Annotated in this window: 17 protein-coding genes and 3 pseudogenes; 17 read left to right on the top strand and 3 right to left on the bottom strand. The window is 72.2% G+C overall.

All coding sequences use genetic code 11. The features are described 5' to 3' along the window. Positions 1 to 22 precede the first annotated feature (22 nt). The 4 genes from dnaK (at position 23) to FIV43_RS13520 (ending at position 4,330) form a co-directional block, all read left to right on the top strand. Positions 23 to 1,891, top strand: a complete 1,869-nt coding sequence (gene dnaK / locus FIV43_RS13535) for a molecular chaperone DnaK (protein WP_141014555.1) — start codon at positions 23 to 25, stop codon at positions 1,889 to 1,891. After that, positions 1,888 to 2,526, top strand: coding sequence for a nucleotide exchange factor GrpE (grpE, locus tag FIV43_RS13530; RefSeq protein WP_141014554.1), 639 nt, complete (start codon positions 1,888 to 1,890; stop codon positions 2,524 to 2,526). The genes dnaK and grpE overlap by 4 nt, the downstream gene beginning before the upstream one ends. A gap of 191 nt (positions 2,527 to 2,717) precedes the next feature. Then, positions 2,718 to 3,878 carry a molecular chaperone DnaJ gene (dnaJ, locus tag FIV43_RS13525; RefSeq protein ID WP_141014553.1) on the top strand — a complete coding sequence of 387 codons (1,161 nt, stop codon included), beginning with the start codon at positions 2,718 to 2,720 and terminating at the stop codon, positions 3,876 to 3,878. Then, positions 3,878 to 4,330, top strand: a complete 453-nt coding sequence (locus tag FIV43_RS13520) for a heat shock protein transcriptional repressor HspR (protein WP_141014552.1) — start codon at positions 3,878 to 3,880, stop codon at positions 4,328 to 4,330. The genes dnaJ and FIV43_RS13520 overlap by 1 nt, the downstream gene beginning before the upstream one ends. Positions 4,331 to 4,349: 19 nt before the next feature. Here the strand turns inward: FIV43_RS13520 and FIV43_RS13515 are convergent, their stop codons facing one another. Then, the gene (locus tag FIV43_RS13515; RefSeq protein WP_141014551.1) at positions 4,350 to 5,780 is read right to left on the bottom strand and encodes a hypothetical protein; all 1,431 of its coding nucleotides are present in this window, start codon (positions 5,778 to 5,780) and stop codon (positions 4,350 to 4,352) included. A 203-nt stretch (positions 5,781 to 5,983) separates the two neighbouring features. Here FIV43_RS13515 and FIV43_RS13510 point away from each other — a divergent pair, with 203 nt between their 5' ends. The 9 genes and pseudogenes from FIV43_RS13510 to FIV43_RS13475 all read left to right on the top strand — a co-directional run bounded on the left by FIV43_RS13510 (position 5,984) and on the right by FIV43_RS13475 (position 18,731). Next, on the top strand, positions 5,984 to 7,297 hold the full coding sequence (locus FIV43_RS13510) for a hypothetical protein (protein WP_196780798.1): 1,314 nt from the start codon (positions 5,984 to 5,986) through the stop codon (positions 7,295 to 7,297). Then, positions 7,294 to 8,160 (top strand): annotated as a pseudogene (locus FIV43_RS23860) (Abi-alpha family protein); the annotation flags it as partial. The gene FIV43_RS13510 and the pseudogene FIV43_RS23860, both read left to right, overlap by 4 nt. Positions 8,161 to 8,467: 307 nt before the next feature. Beyond that, positions 8,468 to 9,991, top strand: coding sequence for an aldehyde dehydrogenase family protein (locus FIV43_RS13500; protein ID WP_141014550.1), 1,524 nt, complete (start codon positions 8,468 to 8,470; stop codon positions 9,989 to 9,991). Continuing rightward, positions 9,988 to 11,136: pseudogene (locus FIV43_RS22520) on the top strand (GMC family oxidoreductase N-terminal domain-containing protein); the annotation flags it as partial. The gene FIV43_RS13500 and the pseudogene FIV43_RS22520, both read left to right, overlap by 4 nt. Beyond that, positions 11,064 to 11,801, top strand: coding sequence for a GMC oxidoreductase (locus FIV43_RS22515; protein ID WP_231123964.1), 738 nt, complete (start codon positions 11,064 to 11,066; stop codon positions 11,799 to 11,801). The pseudogene FIV43_RS22520 and the gene FIV43_RS22515, both read left to right, overlap by 73 nt. After that, complete coding sequence (gene betT / locus FIV43_RS13490) at positions 11,798 to 13,849, top strand: choline BCCT transporter BetT (protein WP_141014549.1); 2,052 nt, start codon at positions 11,798 to 11,800, stop codon at positions 13,847 to 13,849. The genes FIV43_RS22515 and betT overlap by 4 nt, the downstream gene beginning before the upstream one ends. Before the next feature lie 83 nt (positions 13,850 to 13,932). Continuing rightward, positions 13,933 to 14,796, top strand: a complete 864-nt coding sequence (locus tag FIV43_RS13485) for an SMP-30/gluconolactonase/LRE family protein (protein WP_141014548.1) — start codon at positions 13,933 to 13,935, stop codon at positions 14,794 to 14,796. A 151-nt stretch (positions 14,797 to 14,947) separates the two neighbouring features. Then, positions 14,948 to 17,547 (top strand): annotated as a pseudogene (gene clpB, locus FIV43_RS13480) (ATP-dependent chaperone ClpB). A gap of 56 nt (positions 17,548 to 17,603) precedes the next feature. Further along, positions 17,604 to 18,731, top strand: coding sequence for a hypothetical protein (locus FIV43_RS13475; protein ID WP_181407482.1), 1,128 nt, complete (start codon positions 17,604 to 17,606; stop codon positions 18,729 to 18,731). Between the two features lie 290 nt (positions 18,732 to 19,021). On the opposite strand, the gene FIV43_RS13470 is transcribed toward FIV43_RS13475, so the two are convergent. Continuing rightward, complete coding sequence (locus tag FIV43_RS13470; RefSeq protein WP_181407813.1) at positions 19,022 to 20,224, bottom strand: pyridoxal phosphate-dependent aminotransferase; 1,203 nt, start codon at positions 20,222 to 20,224, stop codon at positions 19,022 to 19,024. 40 nt (positions 20,225 to 20,264) lie between these two features. Here FIV43_RS13470 and pyrE point away from each other — a divergent pair, with 40 nt between their 5' ends. Together pyrE and FIV43_RS13460 are read left to right on the top strand one after the other, a co-directional pair. Next, positions 20,265 to 20,810, top strand: a complete 546-nt coding sequence (gene pyrE / locus FIV43_RS13465; protein ID WP_231123334.1) for an orotate phosphoribosyltransferase — start codon at positions 20,265 to 20,267, stop codon at positions 20,808 to 20,810. Then, positions 20,807 to 21,775: a DUF368 domain-containing protein gene (locus tag FIV43_RS13460; protein WP_141014544.1), complete on the top strand. Its 969-nt coding sequence runs from the start codon at positions 20,807 to 20,809 to the stop codon at positions 21,773 to 21,775. Before pyrE ends, FIV43_RS13460 begins: the two co-directional genes overlap by 4 nt. A 49-nt stretch (positions 21,776 to 21,824) precedes the next feature. Here the strand turns inward: FIV43_RS13460 and FIV43_RS13455 are convergent, their stop codons facing one another. Next, positions 21,825 to 22,646: a DedA family protein gene (locus FIV43_RS13455; RefSeq protein WP_231123332.1), complete on the bottom strand. Its 822-nt coding sequence runs from the start codon at positions 22,644 to 22,646 to the stop codon at positions 21,825 to 21,827. A 130-nt stretch (positions 22,647 to 22,776) separates the two neighbouring features. On the opposite strand from FIV43_RS13455, the gene FIV43_RS13450 reads away from it, so the two are divergent. Together FIV43_RS13450 and FIV43_RS13445 are read left to right on the top strand one after the other, a co-directional pair. Then, a complete protein-coding gene (locus tag FIV43_RS13450) occupies positions 22,777 to 23,433 on the top strand; it encodes a TrmH family RNA methyltransferase (RefSeq protein WP_181407797.1) in 657 nt (218 codons plus the stop codon). Next, a complete protein-coding gene (locus FIV43_RS13445) occupies positions 23,430 to 24,485 on the top strand; it encodes an FUSC family protein (protein WP_141014542.1) in 1,056 nt (351 codons plus the stop codon). Before FIV43_RS13450 ends, FIV43_RS13445 begins: the two co-directional genes overlap by 4 nt. The last annotated feature ends 122 nt before the right edge of the window (positions 24,486 to 24,607 follow it).

The raw sequence follows: 24,607 nt of genomic DNA, 5'->3' as shown, positions 1-24,607 counted from the left end.
CCGCGACGCAGGAGGAACAGACATGGCACGAGCAGTCGGCATCGACCTCGGTACGACGAACAGCGTCGTCGCGGTCCTCGAGGGTGGCGAGCCCACCGTCATCGCGAACGCCGAGGGCGCCCGCACCACCCCGTCCGTCGTCGCCTTCTCCAAGGGCGGCGAGGTCCTCGTCGGTGAGGTCGCCAAGCGGCAGGCCGTCACCAACGTCGACCGCACCATCCGGTCCGTCAAGCGCCACATGGGCACCGACTGGACCCAGCACATCGGCGAGCCGGTGGAGAAGGACTTCACGCCGCAGCAGATCTCGGCGTTCATCCTCCAGAAGCTCAAGCGCGACGCCGAGTCCTACCTCGGCGAGACCGTCACCAACGCGGTGATCACGGTCCCGGCGTACTTCTCCGACGCGCAGCGCCAGGCCACCAAGGAGGCCGGCGAGATCGCGGGCCTGAAGGTCGACCGGATCGTCAACGAGCCGACCGCGGCCGCGCTGGCCTACGGCCTCGACAAGGGCGACGACCAGACCATCCTGGTCTTCGACCTCGGCGGCGGCACCTTCGACGTGTCCCTGCTGGAGATCGGCGAGGGCGTCGTCGAGGTGAAGGCCACCAGCGGTGACAACCACCTCGGTGGTGACGACTGGGACAACGCGGTCGTGAACTGGATGGTCAAGAAGTTCAAGGACGCCAACGGTGTCGACCTCTCCGCCGACAAGATCGCCGCGCAGCGCCTCCAGGAGGCCGCGGAGAAGGCGAAGATCGAGCTCTCCTCCTCCAGCGACACCACGATCCACCTGCCCTACATCACCCACGGCGAGTCCGGCCCGCTGCACTTCGAGGAGCGGCTGACCCGCTCGGAGTTCCAGAAGTTGACCGCGGACCTGCTCGACCGCACCAAGAAGCCGTTCCAGGCGGTCCTCAAGGACGCCGGCGTGGCGCTCTCGGGCATCGACCACGTGGTCCTGGTCGGCGGCTCCACCCGGATGCCGGCCGTGACCGAGCTGGTCAAGGAGCTGCTCGGCGGCAAGGAGCCCAACAAGGGCGTCAACCCGGACGAGGTCGTCGCCGTCGGCGCCGCGCTGCAGGCCGGCGTGCTGGCCGGCGAGGTCAAGGACGTGCTGCTCCTCGACGTCACCCCGCTCAGCCTCGGCATCGAGACCAAGGGCGGTGTGATGACCACCCTGATCGAGCGCAACACCACGATCCCGACCAAGCGCTCGGAGATCTTCACCACCGCCGACGACAACCAGCCGTCGGTGGAGATCAAGGTCGCCCAGGGCGAGCGGTCGATCTGGTCGGAGAACCAGGGTCTCGGCAACTTCGAGCTCACCGGCCTCCCGCCGGCGCCGCGTGGCGTGCCGAAGATCGAGGTCACCTTCGACATCGACGCCAACGGCATCGTGCACGTCTCCGCCAAGGACCAGGCCTCGGGTCGTGAGCAGTCGATGACCATCTCGGGCGGCAGCGCGCTGTCCAAGGACGACATCGACCGGATGGTCAAGGACGCCGAGCAGTTCGCCGAGGAGGACGCCAAGCGTCGCGAGGCCGTCGAGGTCCGCAACCAGGGCGACCAGCTGGTCTACACCACCGAGAAGTTCATCGCCGACAACGGCGACAAGCTCCCGGACGAGGTGAAGACCGAGGTCACCGCCGACGTCGAGGCGCTGAAGAAGGCCCTGGAGGAGCCGGAGACCGACACCGAGAACCTGCAGGCCGCGATCACCAAGCTCGGCGAGTCCAGCCAGAAGATGGGCGCCGCGATGTACGCCGCAGCCGAGGCCGACGCCGCGGCCGCCGGCGGCACCACCGGGGCGACCGGCGAGGGTGACGACGACGTCGTCGACGCCGAGATCGTCGACGAGGACGCCGAGGGCACCGACGAGGAGTCCAAGTGACCTCCGGTCACGACAACGACCACCCGTCGCCCCACGGCGCGACCGCCGGCGAGCACGACCCGGAGACGTCCGGGGTCGACAACTGGGTCGAGGAGGGCGGTCCGCTCGAGCCGCAGGACGTCGTCGAGGCCGAGGTCTCCGAGGTCTCCGAGGCGTCCGGCGAGGCGGAGTCCGGCGAGCCGGTCGAGGCCGAGCCGGTCGACCCGGCGGCCGCCGCCGAGCAGGCGCTGGCCGAGCGGACGCTCGACCTGCAGCGTCTCCAGGCGGAGTACCTCAACTACAAGCGCCGGGTCGAGCGTGACCGGGAGATGCTGAAGGAGAACGCCACCTACGCGGCGCTCACCCCGATCGTCGACGTGCTCGACACGATCGACCGGGCCCGCGAGCACGAGCCGCTGGAGGGCGGGCTCAAGACGGTCGCCGAGCAGCTCGAGCGGGTCGTCGCCGGGCTGGGTCTGGTCAAGTTCGCCGCCCCCGGTGATCCCTTCGACCCGACCGTCCACGAGGCGCTCTCGCACATGGGCTCCGACCCCGAGGTCGAGGTGACCACCGTCAAGGTGGTCGCCAAGGCCGGCTACAAGATCGGGGAGCGCGTGGTGCGCGCCGCCCAGGTCCTGGTGGTCGACCCGGAGTGATCCGTCGAGTTGGGGTTTCGGGCCCCTCGAGTCGTGGGTTCGTCCCGCTCGAGGGGCCCGGGCCCCGACGCGAAGGGCGCGAAAGCCCGAGTCAAGGGGTCTGAAACCCCGAGTGAAGGGGTCCGAAACCCCAAGTCAACCGTGCGGCCGAGAGCGGACCGCACCATGATGAGACACCAGGGAGGTGCGCGATGAGCGACCCGAACGAGGGCCTTCGGGCCGACTGGGCGACGAAGGACTTCTACGCCGAGCTCGGCGTCGGCAAGTCCGCGTCGGCCGACGAGATCAAGAAGGCCTACCGGAAGCTCGCCCGCGCGAACCACCCGGACTCCAACCCCGGCGACACCGCCAAGCACGACAGGTTCAAGGCGGTCGCCGAGGCCTACGACGTGATCGGCGACCCCGACAAGCGCAAGAAGTACGACCAGGCCCGCGAGCTGTTCGCCAGCGGCGGGTACGGCGCCCGCGGCGGCGCCGGTGGCTTCAACGTCGACGACCTGCTCCGCGACCGCGGCGCCGGCGGCGGGTTCGGGGACCTCTTCGGGGACCTCTTCGGCGGCGGCTTCGGCGGGCGCCGGGCCCAGCCGCGCGCCGCCCGCGGCCACGACCTGGAGACCTCCACCACGATCGGCTTCACCGACGCGCTGGAGGGGGTGACCGTCTCGTTGCGGATCGCCGCCGACGGCGCCTGCTCCACCTGCTCCGGCACCGGCGGCAAGCCCGGCACCCAGCCGCACGTGTGCGGCACCTGCGACGGCACGGGCTACGTCGTCGCGTCGATGGGCGGCGCGTTCTCGATGAACGAGACCTGCCCCGCCTGCGGTGGCCGCCAGCTCGTCTACGACGACCCGTGCCCCACCTGCCACGGCTCCGGTACGTCGCGCACCGCACGCACGATCCAGGCGAAGATCCCGGCCGGGGTCAGCGACGGCCAGCGGATCCGGCTGCGCGGCAAGGGCGGCGCGGGGGAGAACGGCGGGCCCGCCGGGGACCTCTACGTCACCGTCAAGGTCCGCGACCACCGGGTCTTCGGTCGCAAGGGCGACAACCTCACCGTCGAGGTGCCGGTCTCCTTCCCCGAGCTCGCCCTCGGCGCCGAGATCAAGGTGCCCACGCTCGGCGGTGCTCCGGTCACCCTCAAGATCCCCGCCGGCACCCCCGACGGCCGCACCTTCCGGGTCCGCGGCAAGGGCGCCGCCGGCAAGGGTGGCTCCCGCGGCGACCTGCTCGCCACGGTCGCGGTGCAGGTGCCCGGGTCGCTCAGCGACGACGCGCGGCAGGCGCTCGATGCCTATGCCGCCGCCACCGCCTCCCACCCGCTCCGGGCCAACCTCTTCCAGGACGGTGCGTGATGGCTGCTCGGCGTCCGGTCCGGCCGCCGATCGGCACCGAGCCGCCGGCTCCGGACGCTGCGGTCTACGTGATCAGCGTGGCCGCCGAGCTGTCCGGCCTGCACCCGCAGACGCTGCGCACCTACGAGCGACTCGGCCTGATCACCCCCGGTCGGACCGGTGGCGGCGGTCGCCGCTACTCCTCCAGCGACATCGACCGGCTGCGCGGCATCGCCGAGCTGACCGCCTCGGGCATCGGCATCGAGGGCGTCCGGCGGATCCTCGACCTGGAGAACGCGCTGCTCGCCGTACGCAACCGCAACGAGGAGCTGCAGGCCGAGCTCGACGCGACCCGGGACGCGCTGCGCCAGGCCCTGGCCGCGCGACCCGCGGCGACGCCCACCGATCGACTGCCGGCACTGCGCTCGCCCGCGGCGGGACAGTCGGTCGTGGTCTGGCGGCGCGGAGGCTGAGCCGCCACGCCCGCCCCGGTCACGCGGTGACCGCGCGGACCTCGTCGGTGCGCCGGCGGATCTCCTCCTCGATCTGCTCGTCGGTGCGGTCGAAGTCGTAGGAGACCTCGACCAGTCGCTGGGCGACCGAGTCGAGTTCGGTCGCGGAGTTGTTGCAGAGGCTCGTCAGCGTCTGCTCCAGCACCGAGTAGCCGGCGTAGCAGCCGCGATAGCTCAGCCCCAGCGCGGAGTCGCGGTACCACCGGGACTCGGTGCTGGCGCCGTCCGCCGCGGTCGACGCGGTGCGCTGGCTCTCCGCGATCAGGCTGAACCGCGGCGCGATCTCGCGCAGGTGCGGGGTCAGCACCTCGAGGTTCTCACCCGCCGCGAAGTAGGCGGCGCCGTCGTCCTCGAGGAAGGAGCGCACGTCGCGGGTGATGCTGATGTCGAAGTACGCGCGGTTGTCGGAGACGTAGCCGTCCATCCGGATGCCGAAGCTGAGCAGTGCGCTCTCCGCGTCGCCCACGGAGGTGGCCAGCTTGCCGGTCGCGGTGGACAGCGAGTCGCAGACGTCCTGGACGCTGCGGCCCGAGATCGTCGCCTCCTCGGCCGGTGGCGGATCGGGCATGAAGGTGGTCATGATGCCGGAGATGGTGCGGGTCGCGGTGATCGCGGTGACCAGGGCGCCGGGGCCGGTGACGAAGAGGCTGGCCGCCCCGGCGACCGCGCCGACCACCTGCAGGACCTTCTTCCAGTCGACCTCGCCGCGCTCGCTGATTGCGTCGAACGCCTCCTTGGCGGCGGTCGCGATCTCCAGGATCTCCTCGTTCGCGATCCGCCAGATCTCCTGCTCGCCGGCGACCACGGTGCCGGCCCCGCTCGCCACGATGAACTGACCCGACAGCGTCGGACGCAGGCGCGAGACGTACTGCGCGTCCAGCGCCTCGATCATCGCGCCGTTGTACTGGGTGAGCTCGTCGTCGGCGTACTTCACCCAGTCGTTGAGGGCGAGGCTGCCGCCGTCGAGGGTCTGCTCGGTGCCGTCGCCGTCGGTGAAGACCCCGTCCGCCAACAGGTTGTAGGCGGCGGTGTTGAGCGAGGCCATCGCGTCGTCGAAGTCGCCGGTCTGCGGCACGTTGAGCCAGGGGTCGAGGATCTCGGCGACCACGCTGCGGCACGACTCGAAGACCTCGGTCGGCTCGAAGGGGAGGTCGTAGGCGTTGTAGGAGGTCTGGGAGAACGGGATGCGCTGGCCGGCGTAGTCGACGTACCACTCCCCGCCGGGATAGCTGACGAACAGCTCGACCGGGTTGAAGCCGCCGATCGGCTCCCGCTCGTGGTCGAGCGGGACCAGGTTGTAGGTGCCGTGGAAGCCGCCCTCGTCGCAGGAGCCGTAGGTCAGGCCGTTCTCGTGCATGGCGGCGCGGATGCAGGCCCTCTGGACCTCGGTGATCAGGGTGCGTAGCGACATCTGGGCTCTCCTGGAGGGGCGGAACGTGCGGGTGTTCCTGCCCGCCGTGAGCCGTCGGAAACGCCCGGGTGCCCGGTCCGCGCAGGCAGCGGGCGCGTCCGCAGCCCGGATGGCTGTTCCTGCGACGGCCCGAAGCACTAATCTCTGGTCCCTCGGACGAGACCGGTGCGCATGGGGTGCCCGGTCGCTGGACAGGGGTACGGGTGGACGCGCTGCTGGACGGGCTGGCCGACTGGGCCGACCACGTCGACTGGGTCGCGTTCGTCTCCATCCCGGTCTTCACCGGGGTGATCGGCTGGCTGATCAACTGGTCGGGCCTGTGGATGCTGTTCAAGCCGGTCAGCTTCCACGGTGTCCGCGTCCCGGGCCTGCGCGAGGTGGCCTCGGTGCTGCCGCGCAAGCTCCAGGAGGTCCCCGGCTGGATGGAGGGGAGGCTCGGCTGGCAGGGCATCGTGCCCGCGCGGGCTGCCAAGATGGGCAGCATCGCCGTCGACAAGGTGATCGCCAAGCTGGGCACCCCGGCCGAGTTCTACGCCCAGCTCGAGCCCGACCAGATCGCCGCGCACATCGTCGAGGTCTTCCGTCCCGACCTGCCCGCGCTGGTCGACGAGGTGATGCGACGCGAGCACCCCCGGTTGTGGCGGGACCTGCCGCGTCCGATGCGCGAGGCCGTGATCGAGCGGGTGCAGGCCCAGCTGCCCGCGCTGGTCGGCCGGATCACCGACGAGATCGGCATCCACATCGACCAGCTGCTCGACCCCAAGATCATGGTGATCGACCACTTCCGGGCGAACCCCGACCTGGTGGTCCGGGTCTTCCGCGACGTGGGGCAGCGCGAGCTGCACCTGATGGTCACCTTCGGCTTCGTCTTCGGGTTCCTGCTCGGCATCCCGGTGGCGGTCGTCGACCAGACCTGGCACGTGTGGTGGCTGCTGCCGCTGCTGGGCGTGGTGGTCGGCTGGCTGACCAACCTGCTCGGCATGTGGCTGATCTTCGAGCCCACCGAGGAGCGACGCGTCCTCGGGATCAAGGTGCAGGGGTTGTTCCTGCGCCGGCAGGACGAGTGCGCCGAGGTCTACGCCAGGATCATCGCCGAGGACGTGATCACGCTGGAACGGATCGGCGACTTCCTGATGGACGGTCCTCGTGGTGACCGCACCCGCCAGATGCTGGCCGACGCGCTGCGGCCGGCGATCGAGGGCGCGGCCGGGCCGCTGCGCGGCGCGGTGCGGGTGGCGATCGGGGGCGCCCGGTTCGACAACATCCGCGACTCGGTCGCCGAGGCCGCGGTCGGCCGCACGATCACCCCGTTCAAGGACCCGGTGTTCAGCCGCCAGCAGTCGGAGCGGATCCGGGTACTGCTGGCCGAGCGGACCAAGGAGCTGCCGCCGCGGGACTTCGTGGAGATGATGCGCGCGGCGATCAAGGAGGACGAGTGGATGCTCTACGCCCACGGAGCGGTGATGGGGCTGGGTGGCGGATTCCTCCACCTGGCGATCTTCGGGTGGGGCCGATGAGCGCGGCCGGCGACCCGGCCGACGAGCCCGGCCGGCCCACCGGCGACCCGCGCTGGGAGACGATGGCCGACGCGCCCGCGAGCGGAGAGCGGCCGGTGCTGCCGCGGCTGCCGGTGCTGGGCGACCCCGAGGTGGTCGACTCGCTGCCCGGTCTGGCCCGGATCGCGGGCTCCGCGGCTCTGCACACCGCCGGCTGGGGCCTGCGCACCGGCGTCCGCAGCGCCCGGCGGCTGCGGCGCGCGGCCACCGACGCCGACGCGGCGGCGGCCCTGGTGCGCGACGTCGGGCAGTACGTCGGCACGGTGGGCGAGCTGGCCCGGCAGGTCGCCGACGGGGTGCCGGTCGGCGACGCGCTGCTCGCGGCCGGGGAGACGCTCGGCGGTGAGGGCCGCCGTCCGACGCGGCAGCCCGACGGCGGCGGCCCCGACGACCACGGCGGCCGCCGGTCCGTCGACGGCCAGGTGGTGGCCAGCCGGCCGACCACGCTGCGCGAGCGCGGGGCCGGCCTGCTCGCCCGGTCCCGCGACGTGTGGAGCGAGGACTCCGACCACCCGGCCTACGAGCGGATCCTCGACGACCTGGCCCCCGACGAGGCACGGATCCTGGTGATGCTGCTCGAGCACGGGCCGCAGCCCAGCGTCGACGTGCGCACCGGCGGGCCGTTCGGGAGGGTCAGCTCGGAGCTGATCGCGCCCGGGCTCACGATGATCGGTGCGCGGGCCGGCCTGCGTCACTGCGACCAGGTGCCGTCGTACCTGAACAACCTGTTCCGGCTGGGTCTGGTGTGGCTGCCGCGCGAGCCGGTGGCCGACCACACCGAGTACCAGGTGCTCGAGGCGCAGCCCGACGTGCTCGCCGCGCTCGGGTCGGTCAGGTTCGCGAAGGTGGTGCGGCGCAGCATCCACCTCACCCCGTTCGGGAGGCCTTCTGCCGGCTCGCGCTGGTCGACGAGGAGGTCGCCGGTCGCGCGCTGCCGGCGCATGCGGCACCGCCGGCGGAGAGCGGACCGCCGTCCGGCTGAGCGGCTCCTCCGACCGCCCGGCGCGTGCCGGGTGACCGGAGCCACCTCGGCGCGAGGACGCCGCCCCCGCGAGAATCGACCGGGTCCCCGGGGGTGTATCGACCCTCGGGAGACTCGACGCCGCGGTGCCACGGTGGTAGCCATGACGGGTGAACGCACTCCTCATCGATGGAAAGTGGCGCGACGCGAGCGACGCCGGGACCCGCACCATCCGCTGTCCTGCCGACGGGAGCGAGGTCGGCGTCGTCCCCGAGGCGACCGCGCAGGACGCGGTGGATGCGGTCCGCGCCGCCCGTCGGGCCTTCGACCAGGGACCGTGGCCGGGCACACCGGCGCCCGAGCGCGCCGCCCTGCTGCGCCGGGTCGCCGACCGGCTGGTCGCGGAGAAGGACGAGGTGGCCCGGCTGGAGAGCCTGGACACCGGCAAGCGGTTCGTCGAGTCCCAGATCGACGTGGACGACATCGAAGGCGTCTTCCGGCACTTCGCGGACCTCGCGGCCGCTGACGCGGGCCGGGTCGTCGACACCGGGATGCCCGACGTGTCCAGCAGGGTGGTGCACGAGCCGGTCGGCGTCTGCTCGCTGATCACCCCGTGGAACTACCCGCTGCTGCAGACGAGCTGGAAGGTCGCGCCGGCGCTGGCGGCCGGGAACACCTTCGTCCTCAAGCCCAGCGAGCTCACCCCGCACACCGCGATCTGGCTCTGCCGGGTGCTGGCGGAGGAGGGGCTGCCCGACGGCGTCGCCAACCTGATCCTGGGTGCTGGAGCGGTCGTCGGGCCGACGCTGACTGAGCACGAGGACGTCGACCTGGTCTCGTTCACCGGCGGCGTGGTGACCGGCCGGACGATCATGGCGGCCGCGGCGCCGACGGTGAAGCGGATCGCGCTCGAGCTCGGCGGCAAGAACCCCAACGTGGTCTTCGCCGACGCCGACATCCCGGCAGCGATCGACAACGCGCTGACCGCCGTATTCCTCGACTCCGGCCAGGTCTGCTCGGCGGGCGCGCGGCTGGTCGTCGAGGAGAGCATCCACGACCGGGTCGTCGACGAGCTCGTGGCGCGGGCCGAGCAGATCCGGCTCGGCGGGCCGTTCGACGACGACGCCGAGACCGGGCCGCTGATCAGCGAGCAGCACCGCGCCAAGGTCGCCGGCTATGTCGCCGACGCCCTGGAGGACGGGGCCGTGCTGCGCTGTGGCGGCGGCGCCCCGGACGGTGAGGAGTACGACGCCGGGTGGTACTTCGCCCCCACCGTCCTCGACCACTGCACCCGGGAGATGCGCTGCGTGCGGGAGGAGTCGTTCGGGCCGGTGCTCACCGTGGAGACCTTCTCCGGCGCGGACGCCGACGCGGCGGAGGACGCCGCGGTGGCGATCGCCAACGACACCATCTACGGCCTGGCCGGCGCGGTGTGGAGCGAGAACGCGGGCCGTGCGGAGCGGGTCGCGCAGCGGCTGCGCCACGGCACGGTGTGGATCAACGACTACCACCCCTACGTGCCGGGGGCCGAGTGGGGCGGGTTCAAGCAGTCCGGGATCGGCCGCGAGCTCGGCCACGCCGGGCTGGAGGAGTATCGCGAGACCAAGCACATCTGGCACAACACCCGCCCGGCGCCGGCCGGGTGGTTCGCCGACCGCGCGAACGCCACGGACGCGGAGAGGGAGCAGGGATGAACCAGCACTACGACTACGTCATCGTCGGTGGAGGGTCGGCCGGCTCGGCCCTCGGCAACCGGCTCTCCAGCGACCCCTCCACCCGAGTGCTGGTCCTCGAGGCCGGTCGCAGCGACTTCCGGGTGGACCCCTTCATCCACATGCCGGCCGCGCTGCCGTACCCGATCGGGAACCGGCTCTACGACTGGAAGTACGAGTCGGACCCAGAGCCGGAGATGGGTGGCCGGCGGGTGTACCACGCCCGCGGGAAGGTGCTCGGCGGCTCGTCCTCGATCAACGGGATGATCTTCCAGCGGGGCAACCCGATGGACTACCAGCGGTGGGCCGGCGAGCAGGGGATGGACGCCTGGGACTACGCCCACTGCCTGCCGTACTTCAAGCGGATGGAGACCGTCCTGCTCGAGGACGGCAGCACCGGTGCCGACGCCTGGCGCGGCGGATCGGGTCCGCTGGTCGTCGAGCGCGGCCCGGCGAGCAGCCCGTTGTTCGGGGCGTTCTTCGAGGCCGTGCAGCAGGCCGGCTACCCGTTGACCGACGACGTCAACGGCTACCGGCAGGAGGGCTTCGCGAAGTTCGACCGCAACGTGCACCGCGGTCGCCGGCTCTCCGCCGCCCGCGCCTACCTGCACCCGGTCCGCAGCCGCAAGAACCTCAAGGTCGAGACACTGGCGATGGTCACCGGCCTGCGGATGGAGGGCAACCGCTGCACCGGCGTCGACTACGTGCGCGGCGGCAAGGCCCACCGCAGCGTCACCGCCGGCGAGGTGGTGCTCTGCGGCGGTGCCTTCAACTCCCCGCAGCTGCTCCAGCTGGCCGGCATCGGCGACCCCGAGGTGCTCTCCGCCGCGGGCGTGCGCACCCGGGTGGAGCTGCCCGGCGTCGGGGCGAACCTCCAGGACCACCTGGAGGTCTACGTGCAGCACGCGGCGACCCAGCCGGTCTCCATCGCCCCCTGGCTGGCCCACCACCACAAGCCGCGGATCGGCGCGGAGTGGCTCTTCGGCCGCCGCGGCGTCGGCGCCTCGAACCACTTCGAGGCGGGCGGCTTCATCCGGTCCAACGACGAGGTCGAGTGGCCGAACCTGATGTTCCACTTCCTGCCGATCGCGATCCGGTACGACGGCTCCAAGCCCGCCGAGAGCCCCTACGGCATCCACGGCTACCAGGTCCACATCGGCCCGATGTACGCCGACACCCGGGGGATGTGCGGATCCGGTCGACCGACCCCTACGAGCACCCGTCGATCCGGTTCAACTACCTCTCCACCGAGAACGACCGGCGGGAGTGGGTCGAGATGGTGCGCGCCGCGCGCAACATCCTGGAGCAGCCCGCCTTCGCGGCGTTCAGCGGCGGCGAGATCTCACCCGGCTCCGGGGTGGAGACCGACGAGGAGATCCTGCAGTGGGTGCGTGACGACGCCGAGACGGCCCTGCACCCGTCCTGCACCGCCAAGATGGGCACCGACGACGCGGCCGTGGTCGACCCGAGCAGCATGCGGGTGCACGGCACCGAGGGGCTGCGGGTGGTGGACGCCTCGGTCTTCCCGTTCGTCACCAACGGCAACATCTACGCGCCGGTGATGATGGTCGCCGAGAAGGCGGCCGACCTGATCGCCGGCAACACCCCGCTGCCCGCCGCCGAGGTGCCCTGGTACCGGCACGGCACCGGGGCGCCGCTCTACCCGGTCGGCGACGCCCGCAACGACGCCTGGGACGCGACCACCGACCCACCGTCGGCCGCGGGCGCCCGCCGGGCCGCCGTCGGATCCGTCGACTCGGGAACCACCACCACTGCCCAGGAGGACCGATGACCGCCACCGACGACGCCACGACGGCGTCCACCACCCCGCCCGGTCCGCCGGGCGAGCTCGGCACACCCGCCACCCGCTGGCCGGTCTTCATCGCCTCGATGGCCGGGGTGCTCGCGATCGCGCTCTGGGCGATCATCGCCCCGGACAACGCCGCGGAGGTGATCACCGAGCTGACCGGCAAGGTGACCGGCGCGTTCGGCTGGTTCTACATCCTGCTGACCACGGTCGTGCTGGTATTCGTGATCTACCTCGGACTCTCCCGGTTCGGCCACATCCGGCTGGGGCCGGACCACTCCCGCCCGGAGTTCTCCACCTTCGCCTGGGCCTCGATGCTCTTCGCGGCCGGCATCGGCACCGACGTGATGTTCTACTCCGTCGTCGAGCCGGTCAGCCAGTACGTCGCTCCGCCGGTCGGCGACGGTGAGACGGTGGTGGCCGCTCGGGAGGCGACCGTGTGGACGATGTTCCACTACGGCATCTCCGGCTGGGGCCTCTACGTCCTGATGGGGCTGGCCCTGGCGTTCTTCGCCTACCGTCGACACCTGCCCCTCGCCGTACGGTCGGCGTTGCAGCCGCTCTTCGGCAAGCGGGTGGACGGGGTCCTGGGGCACGCCGTCGACACCGCCACCGTGCTCGGCACGATCTTCGGGGTCGCCACCAGCCTGGGCATCGGCGTGGTCTTCCTCAACATCGGTCTGAACATGCTGTTCGACGTCTCGGTCGGCACCGGCACGCAGATCGCGCTGGTCGTGCTGGCCGTCGCGATGGCCACGGTGTCGGCGACCACCGGCGTCGACAAGGGCATCCGGTTCCTCTCCCAGCTCAACGTGCTGCTCGCCCTGGGGCTCGCCGCGTGGGTGCTCTTCACCGGCCGCACCCAGTTCCTGCTGGAGTCGGTGGTGATGAACGTCGGCGACTACGCGCAGACGTTCGCCGCGCGCACCATGGAGACCTTCGCGTTCTCCGACGCCGCCGAGTGGGAGTCGTACTGGACGCTCTTCTTCTGGGCCTGGTGGGTCGCCTGGGCCTCCTTCGTCGGCCTGTTCCTGGCCCGGATCAGCCGCGGTCGCACCATCCGCCAGTTCGTCCTCGGGGCGCTCACCATCCCGTTCGCCTACATCGTGATGTGGGTCTGCCTCTTCGGCAACGCCGCCCTGGACCGGGTGCGCAGCGGGGACGCCGACTTCGCGGCCGCCGCCCAGGAGTTCGACGGCCGCGGCTTCTTCGAGCTGCTCGAGGGCTATCCGGGCGCCCAGGTGACGGTCTTCCTGGCGCTGGTGATCGGGTTGCTGTTCTACGTCACCTCCGCCGACTCCGGCGCCCTGGTGATGGGCAACCTCTGCTCGGTGCTGCGCGACGTCCAGCAGGACTGTGCCGCGTGGCAGCGGATCGTGTGGGCCTCGGCCACGGGTCTGCTCACCATCGCGATGCTCGCCGTCGGCGGCATCGGCACGCTGCAGTACGCCACGATCATCATGGGGTTGCCGTTCGCGTTCGTGATCGTGCTGGTGATGATCGGGTTGGCGAAGGCGCTGCGGGTCGACGACCTGCAACCGAACGGGGTCGGGCCGTCCGGGGCGGTGGCCGCCCCGACGCTGTCGGTGGTCGACGACTCCAAGGAGGCCTGGCGGGCCCGGATCGCACGGGCCACCAACTTCGTCGACGTCGAGGACGCCACCGCCTACCTGCACAAGGTGGTCGAGCCCGCGCTGCGCGAGGTCGCCGCCGAGCTGAGCAACCGCGGCGTGCCGGCCGAGGTGGCCGTCGGCGTCGGGGCCGAACCGGACGGGGACCGCGAGCCGGCGGAGTACGTCGAGATCCACACCGCGGGGGAGCAGCCGTTCGTCTACCGGGTGCAGGTGCACCGGTCGCCGGTGCCGACGTACGGCGGCCGGATGATCTCCGATCGTGACCAGTACGCGCGACTGGAGGTGCACGGACCGACCGGTGGCCTCGGCTACGACGTGATGGGGTGCCGGGCCAGCCAGGTGATCCACGACTGCCTCGACCGCTACGAGCGGCACCTGGAGTTCCTGCGGCAGAGCTGACCCCTCGACCGGCCACGGCACGGGTGCTTGACTGACCAGCACCCGTGCCGGCGCCGGTGCCGGACCCGGAACCAGGAGGCCCGATGACCCAGGCGACCGTGCTGCTCGAAGGACTCGCGTTCGGCGAGGCGCCGCGATGGCGCGACGGTCGGCTGTGGTTCAGCGACTTCTACCGGCGCGGCGTCTACACCGTCGACGAGGCCGGCGCCGAGGAGCTGGTCGTCGAGGTGCCGATGCAGCCCTCCGGGCTGGGGTGGCTGCCCGACGGGCGGCTGCTGGTCAGCAGCATGGTGGACCGCCGGGTGCTCCGGCTCGAGCCGGACGGCGAGCTGGTCCTGCACGCCGACCTCGCCGACCTCGCCGAGTTCCACGTCAACGACCTGGTCACCGACTCCGCGGGCGGCGCCTACGTCGGCAACTTCGGCTACGACCTGCACGCCGACCTGCACCAGCGTGAGATCCCGGAGATCCTGGCCGACCCGGACGCAGGGCGCACCCGGCTCGCCCGGCTGGCGCCCGACGGCGCGGTCTCGGTGGCCGCCGACGACGTGCGGTTCCCCAACGGGATGGTGCTGCTGGACGGTGGCCGCACGCTGGTGCTGGCCGAGACGCTGCGGCTCCAGCTCACCGCCTTCGACGTGGCCGAGGACGGGGCGCTGACCGGGCGGAGGGTCTGGGCGTCGACCGCGGAGCAGATGGCGGCGCCGGACGGGATCGCCGCCGACCCGGACGCCGGGATCTGGATCGCCACCGCTCTCGCGCCGGTGCTCCTGCGCTACGCCGAGGGCGGCGCGGTGACCGGCAGCATCGAGACCAGCCAGCCCACCTACGCCTGCGCGGTGGGCGGGAGCGACGGGCGCACGGTCTTCGCGATGACCGCTCCGGACAGCGACCCGGCCGTGGTGGACGGCCAGCGACTCGGCCGGATCGAGATCGCCCGGGTCTGACCCGACCGGATCGGGCGGCTCGCGAATTCTTGAAGTTGAGTGGAACAGACTCAACTTTCCTGCCGTTGTGACTATCAGAAGCCGCCCCGCTCGGTCCGGGTCCGCGGCCCCGCCTTCCCCGTAGTCACCCCGCACATCCCCAGGAGCGCCCATGTCCCAGTTCGGTGCCGACCAGTTCACCACCCGAGCCCGCGAGGCCATCGAGTCCGCCTCGTTGTCGGCCACCTCGGCCGGCAACAGCACGCTCGAGCCGATCCACCTCCTCGTCGCGCTGCTGCTGCAGAGCGAGGGCACCGGCGCCCAGCTGGTCGCGAAGGCCGGCGTGGACGCGCCGACCCTGGTCCAGTCCGCGGTGGCCGAGCGCGACCGTCTGCCGTCGGCCTCCGGCGCCACAGTGAAGCAGCCGGCCGCGTCCGCGGCGCTCACCCGGGTGCTGGCCGGTGCACTCGACCTGGCCGGGTCGATGAAGGACGACTACGTCGCCTCCGAGCACCTGCTGATCTCGCTGGCCACCGTCGAGTCCAGCGCCCGCAGCGTGCTGGCCGGCGCCGGGCTCAGCGCCGAGTCGCTCCAGCAGGCCGTGGTCGCGCTGCGCGGCAACCGCAGGGTGACCAGCCAGGACGCCGAGCAGACCTACGAGGCGCTGGAGAAGTACTCGGTCGACCTGACCGCCGCCGCCCAGGAGGGGCGTCTCGACCCGGTGATCGGCCGCGACGCGGAGATCCGGCGCGTGGTGCAGGTGCTGAGTCGTCGTACCAAGAACAACCCGGTGCTGATCGGCGAGCCGGGCGTCGGCAAGACCGCCGTCGTCGAGGGGCTGGCCCAGCGGGTGGTCGCCGGCGACGTCCCGGACAGCCTCAAGGGCCGGCGGGTGCTCTCCCTGGACCTGGCCGCGATGGTCGCCGGCGCCAAGTACCGCGGCGAGTTCGAGGAGCGACTCAAGGCCGTGCTGGAGGAGATCAAGCAGGCCGAGGGCCAGGTGGTCACCTTCATCGACGAGCTGCACACCGTGGTCGGGGCCGGTGCCGGCGGGGACTCCCAGATGGACGCGGGCAACATGCTCAAGCCGATGCTGGCCCGCGGCGAGCTGCACATGATCGGTGCCACCACGCTGGACGAGTACCGCGAGTCGATCGAGAAGGACCCGGCCCTGGAGCGTCGCTTCCAGCAGGTCTTCGTCGGCGAGCCCAGCGTCGAGGACACCATCCAGATCCTGCGCGGCATCCAGGAGAAGTACGAGGCGCACCACGGGGTCCGGATCACCGACGCCGCACTGGTCGCCGCGGCCACGCTCTCGGACCGCTACATCAGCGGACGGCAGCTGCCGGACAAGGCGATCGACCTGGTCGACGAGGCGGCCTCCCGGCTGCGGATGGAGATCGAGTCCTCCCCGGAGGAGATCGACCAGCTGCGCCGCTCGGTGGACCGGCTGAAGATGGAGCAGTTCGCGCTGGAGAAGGAGTCCGACGCAGCCTCCGTCGAGCGGCTCGCCGCCCTGAAGGGCGAGCTGGCCGACCAGGAGGAGGAGCTGCGCGCGCTGGAGGCCCGCTGGGAGCGGGAGAAGGCCAGCCTCGAGGGGAGGGCGAGCTGCGCCGCCAGCTCGACGCCCTGCGCAGCGAGGCCGACCGGCTGCAGCGCGAGGGTGACTTCGAGAAGGCCAGCGAGGTGCTCTACGGACGGATCCCGGTGCTGGAGCGCCAGATCGCCGAGGCGGAGCAGGCCGAGCGCGACGCCGCCGGCATCGACCCCGCCGACAAGCTGGTCGGCGAGGAGGTCGGCGCCGAGCAGGTCGCCGAGGTGGTCGAGGCCTGGACCGGCATCCCCACCGGGCGGATGCTGCAGGGTGAGACCGCCAAGCTGTTGGAGATGGAGCAGGTGATCGGCGAGCGGCTGATCGGTCAGGGCTCGGCGGTCACCGCGGTCAGCGACGCCGTACGGCGGGCCCGGGCCGGCATCGCCGACCCCGACCGCCCCACCGGCTCGTTCCTCTTCCTCGGCCCCACCGGCGTCGGCAAGACCGAGCTGGCCAAGGCGCTGGCCGACTTCCTCTTCGACGACGACCGGGCGATCGTCCGGATCGACATGAGCGAGTACGCCGAGAAGCACGCCGTCTCGCGCCTGGTCGGTGCCCCTCCGGGCTACGTGGGCTACGACGAGGGCGGTCAGCTCACCGAGGCGGTGCGGCGACGCCCGTACTCGGTGGTGCTGCTCGATGAGGTGGAGAAGGCGCACCCGGAGGTCTTCGACATCCTGCTGCAGGTGCTCGACGACGGCCGGTTGACCGACGGTCAGGGGCGGACCGTGGACTTCCGCAACACGATCCTGATCCTCACCTCCAACCTCGGCTCGCAGTTCCTCGTCGACCCGACCCTCGACCCGGCCCAGCAGAAGGAGGCGGTGCTCGGGGTGGTCCGGCAGTCGTTCAAGCCGGAGTTCCTGAACCGGCTGGACGAGATCGTCACCTTCGACGCTCTCTCCCGCGACGACCTGGGCCACATCGTCGGACTCCAGCTCGAGCTGCTCGAGCGGCGGCTGGCCGCCCGGCGGATCAGCGTCGAGGTCACCGACGCCGCGCGCACCTGGCTCGCCGAGACCGGCTACGACCCGGCGTACGGCGCCCGACCGCTGCGCCGGCTGGTCCAGTCGGCCATCGGCGACCCGCTCGCCCGGATGCTGATCGGTGGCGAGGTCACCGACGGTGGCCGGGTGGTCGTCGACCGCGGCGAGGACGGCCTGGTGCTCACCGTCTGATGTGGGCCCCTCGGCGGTGTCGGGGTGCTCACCCGGCGTCTGGGAGACTGGGGGACATGCCAGCCGAAGCACCGCAGCGCCCAGGTCAAGCCACTCTTGCCGGGTGGTTGATCATCGGCGGATCGATCGTGCTGGTGCTCTCGGCCTGGCAGCGGATCGCCTCGCTGAACACCCTGGAGGTGCAGGAGGAGTTCGCCCGGGTGCTCTCCGAGCCGCCGGTGGACGGCAGCGGCCTCACCATCACCGCACTCTCCACGATCGTGCGGGTGCTCTGCCTGATCGCCGCCGGCGCCGCGACCGCGGCGACCATCCTGGGCGTCCAGGCGCTGCGGCGCTCCACCGGGGCACGGATCGCGTTGACCTGTCTCGCGCCGCTGGTCCTGGTGGGCGGGGTCGCGACGGCCGGCTTCTTCGCGCCGATGGTGGTCGCCGGCATCACCATGCTGTGGCTGCAGCCGACGCGCGACTGGTTCGCCGGGCGTCCCTGGGCGCAGCGCCTGACCCGCGCCGGCCAGGGCGAGCGGCAGGGTGAACGGCAGGGTGAGCGGCCGGACCCCTTCGCGGCGCCGCCGGCTCCTCCGGTCGACCAGGCGCCCGCGGCGCCGTCCGGTACCGCGGAGTCACCCCCAGCCCCAGCCTCGCCGTCGCCGACAGCGCTGCCGCCGGGCACCGTGATCGGTGGTCCCGCGCCGCAGCAACGGCCGGCCGACCCGCCGTACCAGGGTCAGCCCAACCCGTACCTCGCCACCCGTGCTGCCGACCGCCGGCCCCCGGCGCTGATCTGGGCCTGCTCGCTGGTCTGGGGCAGCACCGCGCTGGTGGCGGGAGGCCTGCTCGTGGTCGCGCTGGCGGTCGCGATCGGCGGTGACCAGCTGTGGACCGAGTTCGAGCGGCAGCAGGGCCCGCTGGAGGACCTCGGCGTCACCCGGGACCAGGTGACCACCGGCGTCTACGCGCTGGCCGCCGTGGCGGTGCCATGGTGCATCGCTGCCGCGGTGCTGGCCGGCTTCGCCATCGTCGGACGCAGGTGGGCGCGGATCGCGCTGGCCGTCTCCAGCACGCTGGCCGGCCTGGTGATGCTGGTGATGGCGCTGGCCAGCCCGCTGCTGGTGGTGCTGGTCGCGGCGTGCGCGGTGAGCACGTGGCTGCTGCTGCGCGCCGACGTCGCCGCCTGGCGCCGCTGAGCAGGGTCTGCGGCCGGTCGGGACGACGCCGACGGCCCGGTGCTGCTGCGAGCATCCCCCCACTTCACGCTCGCGGCTCCGGGTCCGTACGACGTCGACCGGCGCGGACGGCCCCTGGGACCGACCGCACCTCATCCAACGAGGCCGGCGCCGATCGGTGAGGGGGAATCGGCGAATCCGAACGATCCCGAACGCGCCCCGAGCGTCCGGGATCGCCTCCGGGAGTGTCCGGACGGGCGCGACGGGTGGGCTCGGCGGGTGGGATCAGCGGGTGGGATCAGCGGGTGGGATCAGCGGGTGAGGTCGGCGGCGGCCAGCCGCTCGGCCGCGTCGCGCAGCACCTCGGGCCGCTTGCAGAAGGCCCAGCGCACCAGGTGACGTCCCGCGCCGGGGGCGTCCGGGTCGTCGTAGAAGACCTCGGTCGGCACCGCGACCAACCCCGCCCGCTCCGGCAGTGCCGCGCAGAACTCGCGCCCCGACGACCAGCCGAGGTGCGAGATGTCGGAGATCAGGAAGTACGTGCCCTGACACCCGTACGGCGCCAGCCCGGCCCCGGTCAGCCCCGCGGCGAGCAGGTCCCGGCGCTGCTGGAGGTCGGCGGCGAGCTCGGCTGGGTAGCCGTCGTGCTCGGCGAGGGCGACCGCCACCGCCGGCTGCAACGGCGCCGCGGAGGTGTAGCTCAGCCACTGCTTGGCCGCCATCACGGCCGCGACGAGGTCGGCCGGGCCGCTCGCCCACCCCACCTTCCACCCGGTGAACGAGTAGGACTTGCCGGCGCTGGACAGCGTCAGGGTCCGCTCCGCCATCCCCGGGAGGGTCGCCAGCGGCAGGTGCCGGTGCCCGTCGAAGGTGAGGTGCTCGTAGACCTCGTCGGTGACCACCAGCAGGTCGTGCTCCCGGGCCACCGCCGCCACCGCGTCCAGCTCGGACCGGTCCAGCACCCGCCCGGTCGGGTTGTGCGGGGTGTTGAGCAGGATCATCCGGGTGCGCGGGGTGATCGCGGCCCGCAGCGCGTCCGGCTCGAGGCGGAAGTCCGGGGCGCGGAGGGTGACCGGGCGTCGTACCCCACCGGCGAAGTCGACCATCGCCGGGTAGGAGTCGTAGTAGGGCTCGAGCATGACGACCTCGTCACCGGGGTCGACCAGGCCGAGGATCGCCGCGGCGATCGCCTCGGTGCAGCCGGTGGTGACGGTGACCTGGGTGTCCGGGTCGAGATCGATGCCGTAGTGGCGCCGCTGGTGGTCGGCGATCGCGGTCCGCAGCTCCGGGACGCCGGTGCCGGGTGCGTACTGGTTTCGCCCGGTGCGCAGCGCGTCGACGGCGGCGGCGATCACCGCGGCCGGTCCGTCGGCGTCCGGGAAGCCCTGGCCCAGGTTCACCGACCCGGTGCGGACCGCGAGCGCGGACATCTCGGCGAAGATGGTGGTCTCCATCGACCGGACGCGGGCGGCGCCGCGGCGGGAGACTGCTGACTGGGCGGCATCGGCAGGCACGGACCCGACCCTACGCGGGCCACTCGCTAGCCTTCTCCCCGTGACGACCACCGACACCTCCCTCGCCGCCGACATCGACGCCACCTGCCGGTTGACCGGTGAGTTCACGCTGCGCTCGGGTCAGGTGAGCAACGAGTACTTCGACAAGTACCTCTTCGAGGCGGACCCGCTGCTGCTGGCCCGGGTGGCCCGTGAGGTGGCACAGCTGCTGCCGCACGACACCGAGCTCCTCGGCGGCCTGGAGATGGGCGGCATCCCGATCGCCACCGCGGTCAGCCAGCTCGTCGGCCTGCCCTGCCTGTTCGTGCGGAAGAAGGCCAAGGAGTACGGCACCGCCAAGCTCGCCGAGGGACCGGAGTACGCCGGCAAGCGGGTCACCCTGATCGAGGACGTGATCACCACCGGCGGGGCCGTCCGCGACGCCACCCGCGCGCTGCGGGAGAGCGGCGGCATCGTGGAGACCGTGGTCTGTGCGATCGACCGCAGCCCCGAGGACACCAACCCGCTGGCCGACGTCGACCTCGAGGTCCGCCCGGTGCTCACCAAGGCCGAGCTCGACCTCGCCCGCGCCCGGGCCGGCGAGTGAGCGACACCAGGACCTCGTCGCGGTCCCGGCTGCTCCTCCCGCTCGATCTGCTCCGTGGCTTCCTGATCGGCTCGGCCGAGCTGGTGCCCGGCGTCTCGGGAGGCACGGTGGCCCTGGTGACCGGGGTCTACGAGGAGCTGATCGGCTCGGCCTCCCACGCGCTGAGGGCGGTGAAGAGGCTCGTGCTGGGGCCGGACCGGCTGGCCGGGTTCCGCGCCGAGGCGCGCCGTACCGACTGGTGGCTGGTGCTGCCGGTGCTGGTCGGGATGGGCTGCGCCCTGCTCCTCGTGGCAGGCGCGATGGAGGCGTTCGTCACCGACCACCCGGAGCAGGCCCGTGGCCTCTTCCTCGGACTCGTCGCCGCCAGCATCGCGGTGCCGCTGCGGATGGTGCCGCCGGCGCCGGAGGGCGGACGCCCCGGTGTCGGGCTCGGCGTCTTCGTGGTGGCCGCGGTGGCCGCCTTCGTGATGGTCGGGTTCGCCTCGGGCGGCAACGTGGAGGACCCGCCGGCATGGGTGGTCTTCCTGGCGGCCGCGGTGGCGATCTGCGCCCTCGTCGTGCCCGGGGTCTCCGGTTCGTTCTTCCTGCTCGCCGTCGGTCTCTACTCGACCACGCTGGAGGCCGTCGACGAGCGCGACCTGGGCTACCTGGCGGTGTTCGCCGCCGGCGCGCTGGTCGGCCTGGCCTCCTTCGTCCAGCTGCTGAACCACCTGCTCGACAAGCACCGCCGACTCACCCTGCTCGCGATGGCCGGCCTGATGCTCGGGTCGCTCCGAGCGCTGTGGCCGTGGCAGTCCACCGGCAGCGAGGCGAGCCAGGAGGCGCACGGCCCCGGCTCCCTGGTGGCGCCCTACGACCCGGTCGTCGGCCCGGTGCTGCTCGCGCTGGTGGGGGTCGCCGTGGTGGTCGCGCTGATCGCGGTCGAGACCCGCGCCGAGCGCAGGTCGGGCGCCCCGGCGGCCTGAGCCTGGGCCAGGGGAGCGCCCTGCCGGCCCGGGTGGGACGTGCCCGGGGTCAGGAGGCCTCGGAGGTGTCGCCTCCGGTGGGCTTCCCCTCGTCTGCCACCCGCGGCGGTACGGCGAAGCCGGCGATGTCGCGGTCCGGTCGGCCGTCGTGGTCGCGGTCGTCGGCCTCCGGGGCGGTGGTCCGCTTGCGGCGGATGCCCTCCGCCAGCATCAGCAGGCCGCCGAAGACGAAGATCGCGATGATCACGTAGTCGATGTTGTCGCCCAGCCACGGCACCCGCTTGCCGAGGAAGTAGCCGAGCATGGTGATCGAGGCGACCCAGGCGACGGCGCCGACCAGGCTCCACAGGTAGAAGCGGCGGCGGTCCATCCCGGTGACCCCGGCGACGACGGTGATGTAGGTCCGCACGAACGCGACGAAGCGGCCGAGCACCAGCGCCTTGTTGCCGTGCTTGTCGAAGAAGGCCTCGGTCTCCTCGATGTACTTCCGTTTGAACAGCCGCCCTTCGCGCCGGTAGATCGCCGGCCCGATCCTGCGGCCGATCTCGTAGCCGGCGACGTTGCCGCCGAAGGCGGCCGCGATCAGCAGCAGCATGCCGATGAACAGCTCCACCAGCGGCGGGCCGGGGAACACGTCGAGCTGGCCGGTGGCGATGAAGATGCCGAAGGCGAACAGCAGGGCGTCGCCCGGCAGGAACGGGAAGAAGAGGCCGCACTCGACGAAGAGGATCAGCAGGCTGATCCAGATGAACTCGGTGCCGAAGCGCTCCAGCAGCCACTCCGGATCCACCCAGTCGATGCCCATGAACCAGGCGACCCCGGGGATCTGGACGGTCGTCAACCATGACACCAGGACCAGCGGGGCGTGCACGGCACCACCGTACCGGGCCCCTCCGACGCCGCCATCGGGAACTACCCTGAGATCCGTGAGCGACCGGGCGGCGGAGATCGGGGACGGACCGACCGGCCAGGACGAGGAGCGGCGTTCGCCGTACGACCCGATGCCGCACGGGCCCGCCGAGGTCGGAGTGGGGCCGTGGCTCGGCGTGTGGCCCACCGGGCCGGGCAGTGAGGTGTACGACCCTGCGCTGCTGGCCGACGGCGACCGCCGCAATGTCGTCGACCGCTACCGGTACTGGTCGATGGAGGCGATCATCGCCGACCTCGACACCCGCCGTCACGGGTTCCACGTGGCGATCGAGAACTGGCAGCACGACTTCAACATCGGCACCATCGTCCGCTCGGCCAACGCGTTCCTGGCCGCGGAGGTGCACATCGTGGGCAACCGTCGCTGGAACCGGCGCGGGGCGATGGTCACCGACCGCTATCAGCACGTGCGGCACCATCCGGACGTCGACGCGCTGGCCGCCCACCTCGCCGAGCACCCCGACGGCGCGGTGCCGCTGCTGGGGATCGACAACCTGCCCGGCTCGGACCACCTGGAGACCATGCGCCTGCCGCGTCGGGTCTGCTTCCTCTTCGGCCAGGAGGGCCCCGGGCTCTCCGACGCGGCGCGGGCGCGCTGCGACGGCACCTTCTCGATCGCCCAGTTCGGCTCGACGCGCTCCATCAACGCCTCCGCGGCCGCGGCGATCGCGATGCACTCGTGGGTGGTGCAGCACGCCGACCTGAGCAGCGAGGAGGCCTGGCGCGGATGAGCGGGCACGGGCGCGGCTGGGGGAGGACCCTGGCCGCGGAGCTGCGACACGTCGGTCCGCCGCCGGTCACCGTGTGGGGTGCGGTCCGTGCGGGCGTGACGCTGCTGATCGCGCTGACCACGCTGTGGTCGGTCGATGCCCTCGACCTGGGGGCGGCGGCCACGTTCGGCTCGTTCGCCGGGATCTACGGCGGGGCGGCGCCGTACCGGCGGCGGTGGCGGCTGCAGGTGGCCACCGGAGGACTGCTGCTCGCGGCGGTGACCACGAGCACGCTGATCGCGACCGGAGAGGACCGGGCCTGGTGGGCGGTGGTGGCCGGGGCCGCGTGGGCTGCGGTCGGCGCGGCCGCCTCGGACCGCTTCGCCTGGCGCCCGCCCGGCCCCCTCTTCCTGGTCTTCGCCGCGACCACCTGCGCGTCGGTGCCGGTGACCGCCGACCGGGTGCTGTCCGCGATCGCGGTCTGCGCCGCGACCGCCGCCTTCGCGGTCGGGCTCGCCGTCCTCGAGGTCGCGGTCGAGGTACGACGCGGGGCCGACGTCCCCGTGGCCGCACCGCCGATGCCGTCGGCCGATCACCGGCGCCTCCAGGTCGTCCGGTGCGCCGTGGCGGTCGCCCTCGCCGGGGCGCTGATGACGGCGACCGGCTGGGCCCACCCGTACTGGGCGATGGTGGCCGCGGTCGCCCCGCTCACCGCGTTCACCCTGCGTCAGCAGGTGGCCCGCGGCGTGCACCGGGTGCTCGGCACGCTGGCGGGGGTCCTCCTGGCCGGCCTGCTGCTGCTCCTCCCGCTGCCCCCGCTGGGGGTGATCGTGGTGGTGGCGGTGCTGCAGGCCCTGACCGAGCTGGTGGTGACCCGAAACTACGGCCTCGCACTGGTGCTGATCACCCCGTTGGCGCTGCTCGTCACCCACCTGGCCCACCCCGAGCCGCTCGCCGAGCTGCTGGGTTCCCGGCTGGTGGAGACGGTGGCGGGTGCGGCCGTCGGGTTGAGCATCGCCGTGCTGACGCGGGTCCGGCCGGCCGCGGTCAGTCCCGCGGACCGGCCCGCCTGAGGCCGCGCGCAGCCGGGCGTCCTCCCGGAGTCTGTGAAACTGTGGGTCGCAGCAGAGGTCCGTGGCGTCGATGCGGTCGCATCGAGCTGCTTCCAGGGAGTGTGTGACCGGTGGATACTCAA

Source organism: Nocardioides sambongensis (assembly GCF_006494815.1).
Classification (GTDB): domain Bacteria; phylum Actinomycetota; class Actinomycetes; order Propionibacteriales; family Nocardioidaceae; genus Nocardioides; species Nocardioides sambongensis.
This window is presented reverse-complemented; position numbering and strand designations above follow the sequence as displayed.

Bases quoted from the DNA above. Each gene is read 5' to 3' on its own strand.
- dnaK (WP_141014555.1), top strand. From the start codon at position 23: ATGGCACGAGCAGTCGGCATCGACCTCGGTACGACGAACAGCGTCGTC.
- dnaJ (WP_141014553.1), top strand. From the start codon at position 2,718: ATGAGCGACCCGAACGAGGGCCTTCGGGCCGACTGGGCGACGAAGGAC.
- FIV43_RS13520 (WP_141014552.1), top strand. From the start codon at position 3,878: ATGGCTGCTCGGCGTCCGGTCCGGCCGCCGATCGGCACCGAGCCGCCG.
- FIV43_RS13515 (WP_141014551.1), bottom strand. From the start codon at position 5,780: ATGTCGCTACGCACCCTGATCACCGAGGTCCAGAGGGCCTGCATCCGC.
- betT (WP_141014549.1), top strand. From the start codon at position 11,798: ATGACCGCCACCGACGACGCCACGACGGCGTCCACCACCCCGCCCGGT.
- FIV43_RS13485 (WP_141014548.1), top strand. From the start codon at position 13,933: ATGACCCAGGCGACCGTGCTGCTCGAAGGACTCGCGTTCGGCGAGGCG.
- FIV43_RS13475 (WP_181407482.1), top strand. From the start codon at position 17,604: ATGCCAGCCGAAGCACCGCAGCGCCCAGGTCAAGCCACTCTTGCCGGG.
- FIV43_RS13450 (WP_181407797.1), top strand. From the start codon at position 22,777: ATGCCGCACGGGCCCGCCGAGGTCGGAGTGGGGCCGTGGCTCGGCGTG.
- FIV43_RS13445 (WP_141014542.1), top strand. From the start codon at position 23,430: ATGAGCGGGCACGGGCGCGGCTGGGGGAGGACCCTGGCCGCGGAGCTG.